We start from the raw sequence: 17,991 nt of genomic DNA, 5'->3' as shown, positions 1-17,991 counted from the left end.
TCCTTCGCGATGACAAAATCAGAACGACTGCTGATACCAGAGCGCAGTGCCCCAGCCGTTGTAGCCCGCGCCGCCCACGTCGCTTCTCACATAGCGTTCGACTTGGAACGTGAGATTTTTGCGCTCGCTCGCCTTCCACGCAAGACCTGCGATCAGCGAGCGGCGCTTGAAGCCGCTGCCCGTGTTGAGCGCTGTGCGCAAAGGATCGTAGGTCGTGCTCACGTTCTGATAGTGCGCCATGATCTGCCACGTCAATTTGTCGGACACGCGGTGGCGCAGGCCGAGGCCGTAGTACTGCCGCCCGACTTCCTGCGAGGCGATGCCCTTGGCCGCCTCAGTCAGCGCATAGATGGAATAGAAGCGCAGTTCATCTTTTGGGGCAATCATCCCGTTATAGAAGAAGCGAAGCTCCCAATCGTCGCCGTCGCGGTAGCGCGTGCTGCCCGTGATCGTGCGGCTGTCTGTGTCCACCGCGTCTTGTACGGCGCTCGACGTTGCGTTGTGGTAGAACTGCACCATATATGATTTCCTATCTCCCGCATGGAGGTACTCGATTTCCTGCGCGAAGATGTTGCCCGGCGATACATGCGCATTCGGCACTTCCTTCGAATAGTCGTAGCCGCCGCGCATGGCATAGCTGAACCTCCCCGTCAGACGGTCGCGCTCGCTGATGCGGTGCGTGACTTCGACGCTCGGGATGAACTGCCAGCCCGCACCGAAGTCGGTGAAGCGTGCGAGTCCTTCGGGTACGGCAGCACGCTGGTATATCTTGCTCTCGCCCGTCGGCAGGTTGACCGAGAGGCCATAATGGACGCTCGTCCGAGGCTTTTCATTGTGAATCGTAACACTGAGCTGCGTATCCGTCAAGCCCGAGACGCCGCTGTCAAATCCCGTATGGGATTTGACGTAGCCCGCAGAGATGCCGTAGTCGAGCTTCGTCTTGCCCGCGTGCGTGCGCGAAAAGTACGAAAGCGGCAGATAGAGCTGATGCCCCGCTCTCTCGCCGCGCCATGTGTAGTACTCGACACCCGTCTCCGCGCCCGCGCCTTCGCCGAAATAGGCGAGATCATGCTCGCTCTGGAGGAGCCGATGCTCGGCAGCCTTCTGCTCGTCCGCCGCCTGCAGCGCCCAGGCTTTCGCCTCCGCGTCGTACGTTTCCGCTTCCGCCTTGTGCTTGCGGCTCTCGGCGAGGTCGGCTTCGCTCGCTTGGGCTTCCTGCGTGTAGTCGGCGACGAGTTCGCGCGCGTCGCGCTCCGCGTCCTCCGCCTGCTCGCGCAGAGCCGTCAGCGCATCGAGCTGCGCCTCCATCGCGTCGAGCGTCGCCTGCGCCGCATCGACCTCGGCGGAGACGGCCGCGAGCTTTGCGCCGGCCGCGTCCGGCGTCGTGCCGCGCTCGGCGGCAAGGGCTTCTTCGACCATGCGCTGCGCGTCGACGATGCGGTTCTGCTCGTAGCCGACTTCTGCGAGGATGCGTGTGACCACTTTCTCGCGATCGGGATTCTCCCCGCCCGTCGTATCTGACGCACGCGAGAGACTGTCCGCCTCGCGGTAGAGCGATTCCAGTGCCGTGCGCTGCGCCTCGACCTCGGGTGCGTAGTCTGCCTCAGCGTTCTGTGCCGCGATCGCTTCTTCCGTTCGCAAGGCGCTCGCTTCTTCAGCCGACGCGAGCGCCTTGCGAACGGCGGCGAGATGCTCTTCTGCCGCGCGCAGGTTTTGGATGGCAAGCGCGAGGTTGGCGGCGGCATCCCGCGTCGCTTCCTGCGCCTCGACGAGGTTGGCGCGCGCGCTTTCCACGTCCGCCCGTGCTTCGGCGAGCGCCGCGAGAGCCGCGCGGTGGGATCGTATCTCGTCTCGGACGTTCATCATGTAGGAGAAGTAGCCGTAGACATCGTGCAGGGCGTCGTGGCTCGCCGCCGACGCCGCGCCCGACGTCATGCCGAGAGCGAGCGTCAGGGTGCAGGCTCTCTTGAGGAGTGCGAGCGCCCTGCGACGTTTCATCTTCTGTAGTATGCTCATGCTTTTTCCATCCTTTCGAGATCGGGAAGCTCCTCTCCGTAGAGCCAATATGCGATCTTTTGGAAAATCCCCGCGTCCGCCCGATAGAAGACGGGCTGTGCGCAGAACACATAGTAGTTGATGCCCTTGGCGAAGCGCATCAATGCCCAGATGCCGTAGGCGAGCGCAAGCGTCGTCGCGAGGAAGAAGCCGAAGCCGTAGCTCTTTTCCCCGAGATAGAGAGAGAAAAGACCCAGCGCGAGATTCCCGAGCGCCGCAATCGCGCCGATGCGCCAGACGCCGCTCTGGAAGTCGAAGTACTCAAGCATGATCATGAGAACCTGCAGAGCGCCCGCGAAGAAGGCTGCGAAGAGCATGACGTTGAACATGTTGACCGAGTTGTAATCGAGTCCGGCAAACGACAGCACATAGTTGCCAAAGGCCAGAAAGACGAGCGTAAAGACGAACTGGAACTCGAACGCCTGACGCAGCTCGAACCACATGACGTAGAGCAGATCCTTTCGCGCGTCCTCGATCATCTGAAGGTTGCCGCCGTGCGTGATGGAGGTGAAATACTGCGCGTAGCGCTCGTAGAAATGCGTCTCCACCTTGACGACGAACATCGTCGTGAGTGGCAGGATGGAAAGGAGCGCGTAGAAGACGACGACGTCGTAGCGCGGCGCGTAGAGGAACGTGTCCTCGATGAGCACGCCCCAAGGCCCCTGCCAGATGAGGATGTTCGGCAGGAAAAGCCCGAGCGTGTAGCCGAACGCGCCGATGAAGAGCCGCCCGTGTCGCCCGAGATAGGGCAGGAAGGCGAAGATCATGCCGTCTTTCGGCAAGCCGAAACGGCTCGTCACATAGAGGAAGAAGAAGAGGACGAGTGCGCCCATGCCGACGTCCATGGCAAAGAGCGCCGCCGCCGCAGGCGAAAGCCACGCCAGCTCCAAGAGGAGCGCCGCGAGCGCAACGCTTAAAAGGACGCCCGCAAGGTAGCCGAGGATCAGGTACTTGAAGCGCTTGACCGCCGTCAGATAGACGCTCGCCGTCCAGACGAGCAGCAGTTCCGAAAAGAAGAGGTACGACAGGAGTTTCAGCTCGAAGGCGAGCGGCTTGTCCCAGAAGAAGAGCGCGGAGGCGACAGCGCCGAGCACGAGCAGGATCGCGCTCATGCCGAAGAGCGACGGCGTCACATCGCGGTAGTGCTGCACGGTGATGCAGTCCGCGAGGTAGCGCGTCAGGACGATCATGAAGCCGCATGAGAGCAGCTGGGAAAACACGAAGGAATAGACGACGGCGCCAAGATAGACCGCCGATTCCGCCTCCGGCGTGCCGTGGAGCTGGAAGAGCGTCTGGATCAGCAGCACCATGCTCGTCAAAAGGGCGAACGGCCCCGTCGTGACGATGGCGGAATACGAGTACGCCTTGAGATGCCCCGTCGCCGTGCGCGCCCGAAAGAGACGCTTGAGTTCAAATCCGACGCCTGCCATGTGCCCCCTCCTTTCCTATGTCCTGATAAGCCTTGCGATACGACTCAATGAATTGTTCGTGCGTGTAGCGCGACTTCGTGCGGGCAAAGCCGATGGCCGCCATCGAGCGGCGTAGCTCGTAGTCCTTCGCGAGCCGCACGATCTCGTGCGCCATCGCCTCGTAGTCGAGCGGCGCGACGACCGCGCCCGCCGTGCCGAGATCGTCGCCGCTGTCGCCGTAGATCAGCTCGCGGCAGCAGCCGACGTCCGTCGTCACGTAGGGGCGGTGCGCCGAGAATCCTTCCAAGACGGCGAGCGGCTGCCCCTCGCTGATGCTCGACAGGACGAGGATGTCCATCTTCGGCAGATATTCTGCCACGGGGACGGAGCCGGCGAAGGTCACATCTTCAAGTCCGAGCATGCGCACCGTGCGATGGCAGACTGCAACGTAGTCGGGATCTTCTTCGAGTCCGCCCATGACGACGAGGCGCGCGTCGGGCAGTTCGCGCTTGACGATGGCAAAGGCGCGAAGGAGCGTCAAGATGTCCTTGATGGGCACGACGCGCACGACTGCGCCGATCGTGATCGGCCCCTTGTGATTGAGAAGCTCGGGAACGGAAGAGAAGCGCTCCATGCGCACACCGTTCGGCACGATCTCGATTTTTTCCGGATCGCAGCCGAGGTCAGCAGCGATCTTGCCGTTGTGCTCGAAGAGTGTGTAGAGGCGATCGGCGCTGTGGTACGAAAGGCGTGCGAGGTAGTAGAAGTAGCGAATCCACACGCCCTTGAAGTCCGCCTTCGCCCAGTCGCTCTTCAAGATTTCCGCCTCGCGCTCGCGTGAGTAGACGCCGTGCTCCGTGATCATGTACGGCTTCTTGTATCGCGTCGCCGCCATGCCGCCAATGACGCCCGAGTAGCCCGTAGCGACGCTGTGGTAGACGTCCGCCTCAGGCAGCTTCTGCTGCAGCAAGTAGAAGAGCGGCAGGAGCATCGAGCGCATCGTCCAGAAAAAATCCGTGAACGGCAGATTTTCGTACTGCTCGCGATAGACGCGCACGATCACATCGAAGAAGTCGCTCGACATGAAGACAGCGAGCGGCGACTTCCAGCGCCCGTAGGCGAAGACTTCCAACAGCCGCTTGAGCGGGATGTCGCGCTCACCGCGCACAAGCTCGTAGAGCGTCTGGCAATCGTCGTACGTCAAGATGCCCTCAAGCATATCGGAAGCGCGCAGGGAGAGGATCTCGTCGAGAAACACCTCCTCGATGCCGACGCAGTTCGCGGGCAGCTTGAACTTGAACTTGCCGCGATCCTTCATCTCCGCGCCGATGGTGTAGACGACGAACTCATGCTCGGGCAGACCCTCCATGAGCATCTGAATCCACGAGGACACGCCGCCTACGACATAGGGATAAGAACCTTCCGCCAACAGACAGATGCGCATCACTTCTCTCCTTTCCAATAGATGCAGGCTCGCGCCTCACTCGTGCGGACGAGGTAAACGCCGTCATCGGCAAATTCCGCCGTGCAGCCTTCCGTGCGCTCGATCTCCTTCGCCGTGCGCAGCAGGAAGCGCAGCTCGCCGCCCGTGCCCCACGAATAAAGCTCCAGACGATCATCTGTCCGGCGCACGCGGTAATCCATATCGAAGTAATCCGAAAAGAGCGGCAGGCTGTCCGAAATCGTTTCCGCCGTCAGCCACGGATAGCGCACGCGGATCTTGTGCATGAAGCTCTTCAGCCCCTCCGACATGCCCTGCCACGTCATGTTCGCGCTCTCCTCGTAGAACAATTCGTCCGGATGGATGAAATGCGAGAAAACGCCGATATAGTTCAGCGCACTGATTTCCTGCCAGAGCATGAGCCCGTCATCCTCATGACCCGAGCTGATGCGCGGCAGTTCAAAGACGCCGTCCTTGCGCTCAAAATCCTGATAGTAGGCGCGCTCATTCGCCGGCCCGTCGAACAGAGAGCCGAAGGCGATGACCTCGGGGAACACCTTGCGGATCGCGGCTTTCCCCTCGGGACTCATGATGTTCGACGGCGGCACATAGAAGCGGAAGTCGTAGTCGGGATAGACGGACTTGACGTAGTTCCTCAGCTCGCGCAGCGCTTCCTCCATATCCGCCTGACTTTCCCACGGCACATAGTTGAGCCGCGGCTGTCCATAGCCCGCAGGGGCGAGCGGCTGATGGTTGTAGCCGTGCAGGCCGAGCTCGCCGCCCATGTTCAAAAGTTCGCGCCCGTAGATGATCAGTCCGTCACGCGCCGCGCGTCCGCCAAGCGGCCGGAACGGCCCTTTGACCTGTGCGCCGTACGTCTCGATGATGGCGCCCGTATAGCGGATGTCCTCCTCCTGTGCCAGACGGCGGATGAACGGCCACCAGATCTGGCGGTAGAAGGTCTCCGTATCTACGCCGAGTTCGTCGTAGATGCGCGAGAAATCCCCTTCGGGCACGGGGGCGGGAAAATCGTCGAGGACGAAGATCTTCACGCCGACGACGGGATAGATCGCATCCTCGCCACAGTGCGCCGCCATCGCCGTGAAGATGCCGAGGTTCGTCTTGTCGTCACGCTCAACGCCGTTGTAGGCATAAATGTGCCCCGTCCCCAGTGATTTTTCCCAGAGAAGCGGCACCCCGTTGGCGCTTTCGATCTGCACGGCAGCGTCCTTGGTCAGATCGACCGTATTGACTTGCGTCGTAAACGCCGAATTTTCGCCAAAGCGGAAATCCTTGCCGCCGACGAGGAAGTTCGTCCGTATATGGATGCCGTGAACATCGGCAGTCTCGCCTACGGATGCGATGCCGAAATCTTGCAGGACGGCAGCCGGCAAAGGATTTTCGGGCGTCTGCTCGATCTTTTGCAGAGCGAGCAGCGTGCCGCCCGAGCGCACATAGTCCAAGAGCGCGGGCAGCATCTTCACCGCGTCCAAGCGCCCCGTCGCCAGAGCGACGCCCTGATATGCGCCGTCAAAGGGGCGCGTATCGTAGACGGTGCGGCTCTCGTAGTCCTTGCGCTTTTCCTTGAGGATCTTTTCCATATTGTGCCGCGCATACATGCTGAGAACATCGGCGGGATCGTAGACGATGAGGAACTTCTCGCGCGCGATCTCCGCCCCTTCGGGCGGCATCGGCCGCAGGACGCGATCCGCAAGCGTGCGGTTTCCCCGAGCATCGAGATGAAGAAAGCCGTCGAAGCGGCTGTATTGGAAGAAGCAGCCCAGAAGGAACGCGATGAAGAGCAGGAGGCAAAGACTTCGCTTATTCACGCGCCGCACCTCCTTCCCAGTAGCGGATCGCCTGCATCGCTTCGTTCGTCAGGCGCGTTGGCAGTCGCTTGAGCGACTCGATCGTTTCCTCCATCGCCTCGCGCTCATGCGCCGCCTGCTGTATTTGAAGCGTCAGGAGAAGCGGCAGCTCCGCCTCGGGGAGGCTTGCGCGAAATGCGGCGCAGGCTTCTGCCGCCTCCTCCAGGCGCTTTGCGCGGATCAATGCACGGATGCGCTCGGCGTGGTAGGCTGGATGGCCGGGATGGCGCTCCGAGAGGAGGCGCAGCATCTCCATGTAGCGCATGCGCTGCTGCTCGCGCGTCACGGAGTCGCCGTAGCGGCGCAGCAGAAACTCACGCACCTTTTCCACATACTTGTCGAGAAGCGCATCGTCATCCACGCCGCGCTTGATCGCCTCTTCGAGCGCATAGATCTCCTCGCCGAGCTGCTCCATGTGCGCCGTCATCATCGACACGGCATAGTAGGCGATCTCGCGGTCGCTGTCATGCACGGCCTCGTTGAGGATTCCCTGCTGCTCCACGACGTTCTGCTTGATGGCGTCGGTGAAGAACTTGCGCTTGAGTTTCGGATCGTCCATCAAGAAAGTGTCGCGCAGCGGCACGATGTCTGCACTGTACGCATGATCGCCGAAGGACATGCTGAAGTCCTCCTCCTCTTCCTCCGACCCCGTGCGCTTCATGAGCCCGAGCGCATGACCGAAAAGCTCGTAAAGGAGCAGCAGAAGAAGCCCGAGACCGGGCAGAGCGGCGGCAAAGACGCCCTTGGCTGCCGCTGAGATCCGACCTCGGCGCTTTCCTTCGACCGCCATATAGACGGCGACCAATATGAAATATACGAGAAGCAGGAGTCCTGTTCCTGCAAACAAATCGCTGATCATAGCGAAAGGCTCTCCCCCGTTTCAATTCCCGCCTTTTCCAAGCGGTTACGCACCATGTCGAGCGTCTTGCCCGCGACGTCGGGCAGAAGGAGGGCAACGCCGTCTGTCGTCGCGCCGATGAAGTCTTCGGCGCGAATGCTGTTCGCAATCTTGTGATCGATCTCTCGGTAGTTCTCGTCCTTGACGTTGACGGGCAGCAGCGCGACAGGATAGTCTGCCTGCATGCGGCGGCGCTCGCGAAACTCCTCGATGACCTTTTGGAACTCCTCGATGCGCAGGATGCGCGTCTCGTCGATGTATTTGCGCCCTGCCGTCTCCTGCTCCCACGCGTAGGCGCGTCCGAGCGAGCTCGAAACAAGGCGCGCGGTAATGGAGAGGAGGTTCTGCTCATAGAGACTCCACTGCTCGAAGTCCAGATGATAGATCTGCAGGACGGCGATCACTTGCCCTTCGTAGGAAATCGGCGCGGCGAGATCGGGCAGCCCCTTGATGAGATCGCGGTTGACGAAGATCTTCTTCTCCCGGAGCATTTCCTGCAGATACGGATAATCGTCAACGCGCAAAGAGCGCGGCATCTCACCCGTCCGGCTTCCGAGGCGCACCTTCTGTCGCAGGTAGTAGCCGCCCTCGCCGACGACGTAGACGACGACATCCTCGACGTCGAGGATGTCTGCCGTGACCGAGGTCGCCTGCGTGAAGAGGTTCTCCGTCTCGACGGAATCGAGGCGCGAGATGATGCGGTAAAGGCGGCCGATGCTGTCGTCCGAGTTCACGATCTGTCGATAAAGACGATCTTTCACGGCGAGGTTTTCCTTGAAAAGGCTTTCCAAAAAGGAATAGCGATTCTTCAGACGGCGCTTGATGCGCGTGTCGGCGAGCTGCTGATAGCTCGCGCGATCGGCGAAGTAGCCCGTCAGCACTGCGACGAAGAAGTACGAAACGAAGTGCAGGAACTCGCGCGGATTGTAGAGCATCGCCACGAGGTCGCCGCCTGCCCCCAAAAGGCTGTGCACGAGCAGCGCAAGCGAGAGCACCGCCGCGATCAGCGCCTGCTGCTTGCCGTAGAGAAGTCCCATGCAGCCAATGTAGAGGAAGGCGAAGTCGAACGCCGTCATGGCGTTCACCGTCGTGCCGCCCTGCAAAGCGCCTGCGCCCGCCGTCAAAGCCGTGCCCGCGAGGTTCTCCGCGTAGGGGATGAAGCGCTGCTGGAGGCGTGCGAGACGCGCGCGCCGCGACATCGCGCGGACGTCCGCGACGCGCGTATCGTGCATCGCGCACATCGTCTCCCACGTCTCCTTGAGCCCCTGCGCGAGAGGACGCACGGGACGCCAGCCGAGTTCCTTTTCTGCGATTGCGCTTTTCAAGATAGCGCGTCCCTGCGTTTCGCGCGGAAGTGCCGCCTCCTTCGTGCGCGGGAAGAACTCGCGGCAGATCGCATAAAGCTCCTCCATCGTCGTTGCCGCAGGTGCGCCGATGTGCAGATGTGCGCCATTGAAGTCGCGTGCCGCCGCCTGATAGATCGCATAGACTGCGTCACGCGCATCGAGAAAGCCGCAGGAGATGGCGGCCGGCTCAGTGTAGCGCGGCAGCGGACGATTCATCAGAGCCGCGCCGAAGAGGCGCCCGATGAAGCCGTCGTCTGAAGTCTGTCCCGGCGCATAAAGCTCAGAAAGGCGCACGATGGACACGGAAAGTCCCTGCGCACGCCAGGAGAGCCCCATAGCTTCCAAACGCGCGAGCAGCGCCCCCGTTTCGCTCTGCGGCTGGAGCGCTGCGTCTTCCAGCGGCTCTGTCCCAGGCGCAAACACCTCGTCACCCGAGAGCAGGAACACGCGCCGTACCTTCGAGGCGCGGGCAAAGCGCAGCATGGCATCGAGGCGTCGCACTCCCAGCACGGGATCGCACTCCAAACGATAGATGAGGAGATCGAGATTCTCCACGGCAAAGACCATGCCCGCCTCAGCGCTCTCCAAGGCGCAGTCATACGTCTTCATGCCTGCGGGCGGGCGCTCCTCCGCGCTCGCAGAAAGGCGCGAGACGTCCCACGCCTCCTTGCGAAAACACGCGGCAAGCAGCTGCTCCAAGAAGCGCGGCAGCCCCGCAAACATCACTTTTTTCGTCCATGTACTCATATTCTTGTCTCAGGCTCCATTCGCTTGACCTTTATTCACCATCCGACGCAACAGGCAGTGTATCGTTTAGCAAAGGACTTTCTGTCTATCGACAAGACGGTGAATGTGGCAAATTCTGTATTTATCCGCCTAGAATTACTTGCTTTACTAGTATATATGACTCATTATTTTATGGCAAGTCTTTATCCACATGTTCTGTAAATCTTATAGGATTCTTTCCTTTAAGGACAAAGGGCTCACATAGAGCCGATACCCTTCAGGCTTGACTTCTCGGAGTTTTACAGTATACTTGAAAGCAACGATATAAAAGCACAGATATATTTAAGGCGATTGCCGCTACGTGGAAAGGATGGGATGGTATGCGCCTCTGTCGTTTGCGCAAGGTCTTTCTTGCTTTCGGACTTGCCGTATTCTTGTCGGCGGGCACGGCCTTGGCCGCGCCGATCCTCTCGGAAAACTCCCATGGGCACGACGTCCTCAAGCTGCAAAAGGAACTGAAGCGCACAGGCTACCTCAGCGACGAGCCGGACGGCATCTTCGGCAGCCGCACGAAGAGCGCGGTTCTTGCGTTCCAACGCGCCCAGAGCCTCAAGGAAACGGGCGTCGTTGATCGCGAGACATGGAGCCGCCTGCAGGAGCAGCCTGCACGAGACGCTTCTCCCGCTCCTCTCCCGCCCGCCGCAAAGCCTGCGCAGGGCGGCTCGATCGCCTTTCCCGCTGTGAAGCCAGTCGATGATACAGCGGCGGAAGCGCCGGGCAAAGAGAACGTACCCGCACTCGAACCGCGCATAAAAAAAGCGCCCGAGAGCGCTCCGTTCCTGCAGCGAGCCAAGGTGGCGGCCGTCATAGCGACGGCGAAGAAGTACATCGGCACGCCGTACAAATTCGGCGGCACAACGCCGAAGGCGTTCGACTGCTCGGGCTACCTGCAGTACGTCTTCCAAGAGAACGGCATGACGCTGCCGCGCACGGCGGACGAGCAGTTCAAGCTCGGGAAGAGTGCGAAGACGGCGGAGCTTGAAGAGGGCGACCTCGTCTTCTTCGAGACGTATGAAAAGGGCGCGTCGCACTGCGGCATCTACCTCGGCGGCGGCAAGTTCATCCACGCCTCGACGAGCAAAGGCGTGCGCATCGACGAACTTTCGAGCGACTACTGGAATGCGCATTATTACGGCGGCAAGCATATTGTACGGTGAAGGGTATCGTGTAGTTCAATAAAGGCGTTTTTGCACACGAAAAAGGGGCTGTTGCACATGATTTGTGCGACAGCCCCTCTTTGGGGTAATGTGTAAGCATCTTTTTCCAAACAGCGGACGTTTGTGCGCGTATTTACAGCAGATGATGCGCCTTTGCCAACTGCTCGATCTTCTTGATTGACCATTGAGATATATCGGCGATGCTTGTGAGATCGTATCCTTTCTTCAGCATGGAAAGGATCATGCCAGATTCTCCCTGCTCAATGCCCTGCTCAATGCCCTGCACGATGCCGCGCTCGAAGATGCCTTCGCTCAAATTGCACATGGTGTTCATCTCCCTTTCCATATCGCTTGAAACATCAAGATCGAATTCAGATTCGAGAATCTTCTTCTTTTCTGCCGCAGATTTTGCTGTATCGCGAAATAAGAGCTTCAGAAAGCGGACGAGATCATTGCCCGAGTCATCCGCACCGAGGTAAATCATGATGATGTTCAGCAGATCATAATCGCTTTTTTCTGCTTTCGTGCGATGCAGAAAGTGACGCTCCTGCATATCGTAGAAGTTGATGGCGCTCTTGTCATCAGGCGCATCCATGCAGATCCAGACGGAATAAACCTTCTTGATGTCATTATAGTTTGATTTTGCAAACTCCGTTTCCTTCTGGGAGGAAATCAAGCGGCAGGCATAGTATATGGCTCGCCGCAGCAGCGCGTAACCGAGACGGCTGTGCGACTGCGTCTTCTGAGCTTCAATGTTGACGATCAAGGTGATACGCGCACCTGTCTGAGGCACTTTCGCACGGAACAAAATGTCGAAACGAATCCATCCTTCCGTGGGACTGGCGCTCTCCGTATTGTCTCCGCGAATCTCCTTCGGAATCCGCCTTGCAGCGTTCGTCTTGTCCATATCGACGGGGATGACGCCGATTTCCGGCTCGCCCTCGATGCATCGACCAACGATGGTTGCGAGATCGATTTGACGAAATTCAGGAACGACGCCCTTGAGGATTCGCGCCACGACATCTTTTTGCGCGAGCAAACGCTTGGCATGCTGATCGTAGGCAGGGTTCGCATAGCCGAGCAGCAGATCCTCCGGCGTGATGTTCGATGACGTCATGGCAGGCGGCCTCCTTTTTTTCTCTTTACTATCATACCATGATTCGGGAAGCTTCGCCAGAAATTCTTCCCATGTGCATCAGTGACAGACAAGGTTGATGAAGAAGGCGCTTTTGCGCACGAAAAAGGGGCTGTTGCACATGATTTGTGCGACAGCCCCTTTCGTATGGGGAGTGTCATTGCGTTTTCTGCGTCTCGGCGCCGGGGGTGGGTGCAGCAGAGGGCGTCGCTGCGGACGATGCGCCCGAAGCCTTCGTCTCCGTACGCGTGCGCGAATCGTCTGCGTCCTGTGCCGCGCCTTTCTTCTCTGTTGACGAAGCGGACGACGAGCGATCCCTGCCGCCCTTCTTCGACTCCTTCTCGTCCGCGTCCTCGCGGCTTGTCGAACTCTTCGAGGAGCTTTCGCTTCTGCCCGAACTTTCGCGCTTGGGACGGCCGATGGAGGTGTCGCTTGCAGGCACTTCGGTTGCGCCCGCGGGGATCGAGCTTTCGTACTCGTGGCTCTCACGTTCCATGGCGGCGCGCATCGAGGCGTTGACATCGATGTCGAGTGTGTTGGCGACCGTCTGGCGAAGCTTCATGATGTCGGGAATCCAATAGCTGATCCCCGAGATGTAGAGCGGACGCCCTGGCACCATGTCGGTCTTGAGGCCATTCTTCTGCGCCTCCTTCAGAGTGCCCGCGAACTCAAGCATTTGGCGGAAGGAGAGGTCGGTTTCGATGGAATCCATGACCTCCTTGATGACGGAGGGCAGGCGCGTGATGATGGCGGGCGACGTGAGCTTTTCCATGACCGCCTTCATGAACTTCTGCTGGCGCTCGATGCGCCCGATGTCGCCCTCCTCGTCGCGGTAGCGCACATAGGTCACAGCCGTCTTGCCGTCCATGTGCTGCATGCCGGGCTTGAGGTCGATGAGGAGGCCGCCGTCGTCGTCCCACGGATCTTCGTAGTACATGCGCTTCTCCACGTTGATGTCGATGCCGCCCAAGGCGTCGATGATGCGTTGGAAGGAGTGCGTGTTGATGATGATGTAGTGGTCGATGCGCACGCCCAAGAGGTCTTCGACTGTGCTCTCGCTGAGCTTATGTCCGCCGTAGGCGTAAGCGGCGTTGATCTTGTCGTAGCCATGCCCCTTGATCTTCACGCGCGTGTCGCGCGGCACGGAAAGGAGCGCTGCCTTGTTCTTCTTCGGATCGATCATCGTGACCATCAAGGTGTCGGAGCGGCCGACGTCGTCTTCTCTCTGGTCGACGCCCATGATCATGATGGTCGACTTGTCCTTTGCGGTCAGGAGATGCTCCTCGTCCGCTTTTGGCTTCTCCTTGTCCAGGAGGCTCGTCGAAGCGAAGAGCGCACCCGCCGCAGCGGCGGCAAAAAAGAGGAATACGACGGCGACATAAGGCCAGATGCGCCGCTTCTTTTTCGGCACGGCAGGAGGCGGAGAATTTTTCTGCAAGATCATACCTTCTTTTCAGCATTTTTCATATCAAGTTCCAGCAAGGCGGCGTCCGCTTTTTACAAAGCGGACGTCCGTATAGGCCCAAGCGAAAGGAACACGGCACGCATGGGGTGATTCCTCGCCCGCAAGGTGTTTCTCCTATTATAAAAGGTCTTGTTTCTTTACGCAAATGATATTTTTCCATTTTGGGCGGAATTAGGAGGATTTCACGAAAAAGAAGGGGCAAATCCTGCGCATGAGCATGTGGACGTTAAGTAAGGGATTTTTTTGGTTATTATTTCCTCTCGAAGCTGCTCTTTCCTATTGTAAAATCATCTAATTTATATTATCATAAAAGCGTGACGATTCCGGAGTGCTATGCGTCGATAGTCTCTGGTTATGGAACGGGTGCTCCATGCCGTTCTTCGAAAGGAAGCACCGATAAATCCAGTACATCTTATCAGCGCTTCCCAAACAGCAATGGAGGTGTTAGTAAATGAGTACGGAAACAAAAAGCCAAAGCGACAAGATCCATGAGGCCGAGCTGGCGTTTGACCGGAAAAGGCGTACCTTCGGCATGATCTGCGGGCCGATCTGCGCCATTCTCGTCATGATTACGCCGATTCCCGACTTGCCGCTTCCGGCGCACAAGCTCCTGGCGATCATGACGCTGATCGCTCTTTGGTGGATCACAGAGCCGATCCCCATCCCGGTGACGTCGCTCCTCGGGCCGACGCTCGCCGTCATCTGCGGTGTCGTGGGGGCGAAGGACGCCTATGCGGCGTTCGCGAACCCCATGATCTTCCTCTTCATGGGTGGCTTCATCATCGCCAAGGGCATGATGATGCACGGGCTCGACCGAAAATTCGCCTTCGCGCTCTTGTCGATGTCCTGGGTCGGCTCAAACCCCAGGCGCATCTTCCTCGCCGTCGGTCTCGCCTGCGCACTGTGCTCGGGCTGGGTCAGTAACACGGCGACGGCGGCCATGATGTTCCCGATCGCGCTCGGCCTTCTGGAAGCGATCAAGGAAATGTTCGCTGCGAATGGCAAGACGATCGATCTGCACGAGTACAAGTACGCCACGGGTCTCATGCTCATGACGGCTTATGCGTGCTCCATCGGCGGCGTTTTGACCCCGATTGGTACGCCCCCGAACATCATCATGCTCGGTTTCCTCGATCAGATGGCAGGCATTCACATCTCCTTCTTTGAATGGATGATCTGGGGTTTCGTCGCCATGGTCGTCTACTTCATCATTGCCTACTTCATCCTCGTCAACATGTTCCCCGCTGACGTCAAGCGCATCGATGGCGCAGAGGCATTCATCGCTGAGAAGCGCCGCGCTCTCGGCGGCTGGACGCGTGCTCAGAAGAACACGCTCGTCGGCTTCTGCGTCGCCGTCATCCTCTGGGTCACGCCTGGCATCCTGAACATCGCCCTCGGCCCGGATTCGCCGATCCTCAAGATGTACGGTAAGCTCTTCCCCGAGGCGATTGCCGCGATGGCGGGTGCTCTCCTGCTCTTCTTCCTGCCCGTCAACTGGAAGGAGCGCGAGTTCACGCTGAACTGGAAGGACGCAGCCGCCGGCATCGAGTGGGGCACGCTGATCCTCTTCGGCGGCGGTCTCGCGATGGGTGGCATGATGTACAAGACGGGTCTTTCGACGTGGGTCGGCGATTGCATCGTCGGCTGGATGGGCGGCGAGCCGTCGCTCTTCATGATGGTCGCGATCTTCTCCGTCATGGCGCTTCTCCTGTCGGAGCTTTCGTCGCACACGGCGGCGACAAACATGATCGGCCCCTTGGGCGTTACGGCCGCCATGGCAGCGGGCTTCAGCCCGATTCCCGTCGCGGTCGGCATCGCGCTCTCCTCGTCGCTCGGCTTCATGCTGCCGGTATCGACGCCGCCGAACGCCATCGTCTACGCGTCGGGCTATGTGCCCATCACGAAGATGATCAAGACGGGCGTCTACATCGACTTCATCGGCATCTTCTGCGTGACGATCCCGATCGTGCTCTACCTCGTCGAGTTCATCGTTGGTGCGCGCTGAAGGCGGGACTTTGCCGCTTGCAGCAAGCCTGTGGTTGGACATAAGTTCAGCCTGATGTAATGCAAAAAAGAGCCGCTGCACGAGTCCGAGAGACTTCCTGCAGCGGCTCTTTCCTTTGAGTTGGGAGGCAATATGGCAAAAGAAATCGAGCGCAAGTTCCTCGTCCATAGGGAGCTTTGGCAGCCGAAGGGCGAAGGAATCGAGATCGCGCAGGGCTACCTCGCAGCGGATAAGAAGCGCGCCGTGCGCGTGCGCCTGGCGGGAGACCGCGCCTATCTGACCGTCAAGGGGCCGACGAAGGGTGTCGAACGGCTCGAATTCGAGTACGAGGTCCCAACGGATGATGCACGCGCCATGCTCGCCCTCTGCGAGCGTCCATGGATTGAAAAGCGCCGCTACTGCGAGCAATGCGGTGCGCATACATGGGAAATCGACTGCTTTATGGGCGAGAACGAAGGTCTCGTCGTAGCCGAGATCGAGCTTTCTGCGGCGGACGAGATGTTCGAGCATCCGACCTGGCTCGGCGAAGAGGTCTCCGACGACAGCCGCTACCTAAACGCAAGCCTCATGCGCCTGCCTTTCTCGCGCTGGCGGAATTGAGGATGTGTCAATCCTCGTAGCGCGACAGTGGAAATGAAGATATTCGACTTGCGCAGTGGCATGGAATCATGCTATACTATGAGTGGCAAACGTGAGAATACTCAAAGCACACGAAGCACCCCCCAAGCTAGCTCCTTGGGGGGTGCTTCTATTCCCATGTCGCAGGCAGGGATCAGCGCCTAGGCTCGTTGCCGTCGTCTCTCTCATCGAGCCATTTGCAGATGTGGTTGGCAACCACACCAGCCAAGATGGAGAGAATAAACGTCAGAATACTCATCAAGCACACCCCCTTCTATTGCCATATGTAGGGGCGGCAACGCATACAGTATAGCATAACTGAGCAAATGGCGCTATGTATGCTAAAACGCAGTCTCACAGCATTTTTCTTTTGCAAGATGTTGAATTGACAGCGAAGCGATTAAAATGCTATGATAGACGAGGAAAATCAGCGTGCGGCGAAGGCTTGGCACGCTTTCTATGACAGGAGGAATCGCATCCATGATAGAACGCTATACGAATCCTGAAATGGGCAATATCTGGACGCTGCAGCATGAGTTTGAGACCATGCTCGAAGTCGAGATCGCGGCCTGCGAAGCCATGGCGGAACTCGGGGAGATCCCGCAGGAAGCTGCGGCGAACATCCGCGCCAAGGCGAAGTTCGACCTGCCGCGCGTCAAGGAGATCGAAAAGGTCACGAACCACGACATCATCGCTTTCCTCACGAACGTCGCTGAGTATGTCGGCGAGGACTCGAAATACATCCACAAGGGACTGACGTCGAGCGACGTCAAGGACACAGCACTTGGCATCATGATGAAGAAATCTGCCGACATCATCATCGATGATCTTAAGAAGCTCCTCGAAGTATTGCGCCGCCGCGCCGTCGAGTTCAAGCACACGCCGTGCATCGGCAGAACGCACGGCATCCACGCAGAGCCGATGACCTTCGGCTTGAAGCTGCTCCTGTGGAGCGCCGAGGTCGAGCGCGACATCGAACGCGTCGAGCACGCGAAGAAGATCGTCGCCGTTGGCAAGCTCTCGGGCGCCGTCGGCACCTATTCAAACATCGACCCGCGCATCGAGGAGATCACGTGCAAGAAGCTCGGCATCACGCCCGTGCGCCTCGCGACGCAGGTCATTCAGCGCGACCGTCATGCCGAGTACATGACGACACTCGCCATCGTTGCAAGCTCGCTCGAAAAGTTCGCGACGGAAGTCCGCAACCTGCAGCGCACGGACATCCGCGAGGCGGAGGAATACTTCGCTCCCGGCCAGAAGGGTTCGTCCGCCATGCCGCACAAGCGCAATCCCATCACCTGCGAGCGCATCTCGGGCATGGCGCGTCTCGTGCGCGGCAATGCGATTGCAGCACTCGAAGACATCACGCTCTGGCATGAGCGCGACATCTCGCATTCGTCCGTCGAGCGCGTCATCCTGCCCGACAGCACGATCAACGTCGACTACTGCACGAAGAAGTTCACGAACATCATCGACAGGCTGCTCGTCTATCCCGAGGCCATGCTCGCCGATATGGAAAAGACGGGCGGTCTCATCTACAGCCAGCGCCTCATGCTCGCCATCGTCGACAAGGGCGTTCTCCGTGAAGATGCCTACAAGTGGGTGCAGCGCAACGCCATGAAGCGCTGGATGGAAGGCGAAGACTTCCGCACGAATGTCGAGAAGGACGAGGACATCTTGAAGTATCTGACGAAGGAAGAAATCGACAACTGCTTCGATTATCAATACTTCCTGCGCCACATCGACAAGATCTTCGAGCGCTTCGGGCTCTGAGCCGAAGGCGTTTTTACGGCTTCAGCGCACACATC

The 17,991-nt window shown here is 59.1% G+C and carries 13 protein-coding genes; 4 read left to right on the top strand and 9 right to left on the bottom strand.

Annotation, left to right across the window (positions count from 1 at the left end; translation table 11 throughout):
• Positions 1-18: 18 nt before the first annotated feature.
• From OL236_RS10510 to OL236_RS10485, 6 genes are read right to left on the bottom strand one after another with little or no spacing between them, the layout of a single operon-like run.
• A complete protein-coding gene (locus OL236_RS10510) occupies positions 19-2,016 on the bottom strand; it encodes a peroxidase (protein ID WP_265070574.1) in 1,998 nt (665 codons plus the stop codon).
• Positions 2,013-3,485, bottom strand: a complete 1,473-nt coding sequence (gene pelG / locus OL236_RS10505; protein ID WP_265070573.1) for an exopolysaccharide Pel transporter PelG — start codon at positions 3,483-3,485, stop codon at positions 2,013-2,015. Before pelG ends, OL236_RS10510 begins: the two co-directional genes overlap by 4 nt.
• Positions 3,466-4,908, bottom strand: coding sequence for a GT4 family glycosyltransferase PelF (gene pelF, locus OL236_RS10500; protein WP_265070572.1), 1,443 nt, complete (start codon positions 4,906-4,908; stop codon positions 3,466-3,468). The genes pelG and pelF overlap by 20 nt, the downstream gene beginning before the upstream one ends.
• Positions 4,908-6,734 carry a DUF2194 domain-containing protein gene (locus OL236_RS10495; protein WP_265070571.1) on the bottom strand — a complete coding sequence of 609 codons (1,827 nt, stop codon included), beginning with the start codon at positions 6,732-6,734 and terminating at the stop codon, positions 4,908-4,910. The genes pelF and OL236_RS10495 overlap by 1 nt, the downstream gene beginning before the upstream one ends.
• The gene (locus tag OL236_RS10490) at positions 6,727-7,632 is read right to left on the bottom strand and encodes a hypothetical protein (RefSeq protein ID WP_265070570.1); all 906 of its coding nucleotides are present in this window, start codon (positions 7,630-7,632) and stop codon (positions 6,727-6,729) included. Before OL236_RS10490 ends, OL236_RS10495 begins: the two co-directional genes overlap by 8 nt.
• Positions 7,629-9,764: an NAD-dependent epimerase/dehydratase family protein gene (locus OL236_RS10485; RefSeq protein WP_265070569.1), complete on the bottom strand. Its 2,136-nt coding sequence runs from the start codon at positions 9,762-9,764 to the stop codon at positions 7,629-7,631. Before OL236_RS10485 ends, OL236_RS10490 begins: the two co-directional genes overlap by 4 nt.
• 359 nt (positions 9,765-10,123) lie before the next feature.
• Here OL236_RS10485 and OL236_RS10480 point away from each other — a divergent pair, with 359 nt between their 5' ends.
• A complete protein-coding gene (locus OL236_RS10480; RefSeq protein ID WP_009645803.1) occupies positions 10,124-10,960 on the top strand; it encodes a C40 family peptidase in 837 nt (278 codons plus the stop codon).
• Positions 10,961-11,093: 133 nt separating this feature from the next.
• Here OL236_RS10480 and OL236_RS10475 read toward each other — a convergent pair whose 3' ends face one another.
• Together OL236_RS10475 and OL236_RS10470 are read right to left on the bottom strand one after the other, a co-directional pair.
• Entirely contained in the window at positions 11,094-12,077 is a 984-nt protein-coding gene (locus OL236_RS10475) for a nuclease (RefSeq protein ID WP_265070568.1), read from the bottom strand.
• A gap of 175 nt (positions 12,078-12,252) precedes the next feature.
• Positions 12,253-13,539 (bottom strand): LCP family protein, encoded by a 1,287-nt coding sequence (locus OL236_RS10470; RefSeq protein ID WP_265070567.1) that lies wholly within the window; start codon positions 13,537-13,539, stop codon positions 12,253-12,255.
• Positions 13,540-14,011: 472 nt separating this feature from the next.
• On the opposite strand from OL236_RS10470, the gene OL236_RS10465 reads away from it, so the two are divergent.
• Positions 14,012-15,565 carry an SLC13 family permease gene (locus OL236_RS10465; protein ID WP_265070566.1) on the top strand — a complete coding sequence of 518 codons (1,554 nt, stop codon included), beginning with the start codon at positions 14,012-14,014 and terminating at the stop codon, positions 15,563-15,565.
• Between the two features lie 132 nt (positions 15,566-15,697).
• Positions 15,698-16,165 (top strand): CYTH domain-containing protein, encoded by a 468-nt coding sequence (locus OL236_RS10460; RefSeq protein WP_265070565.1) that lies wholly within the window; start codon positions 15,698-15,700, stop codon positions 16,163-16,165.
• A gap of 172 nt (positions 16,166-16,337) precedes the next feature.
• On the opposite strand, the gene OL236_RS10455 is transcribed toward OL236_RS10460, so the two are convergent.
• Positions 16,338-16,442, bottom strand: a complete 105-nt coding sequence (locus OL236_RS10455) for a nitrate reductase (protein ID WP_265070564.1) — start codon at positions 16,440-16,442, stop codon at positions 16,338-16,340.
• Between the two features lie 221 nt (positions 16,443-16,663).
• On the opposite strand from OL236_RS10455, the gene purB reads away from it, so the two are divergent.
• Positions 16,664-17,956 (top strand): adenylosuccinate lyase, encoded by a 1,293-nt coding sequence (gene purB / locus OL236_RS10450; protein ID WP_265070563.1) that lies wholly within the window; start codon positions 16,664-16,666, stop codon positions 17,954-17,956.
• Positions 17,957-17,991 lie beyond the last annotated feature (35 nt).

Source organism: Selenomonas sputigena (assembly GCF_026015965.1).
Lineage (GTDB): Bacteria > Bacillota > Negativicutes > Selenomonadales > Selenomonadaceae > Selenomonas.
The sequence above is the reverse complement of the archived record's forward strand: the minus strand, read 5'-3'. Positions and strand labels throughout refer to the sequence as shown.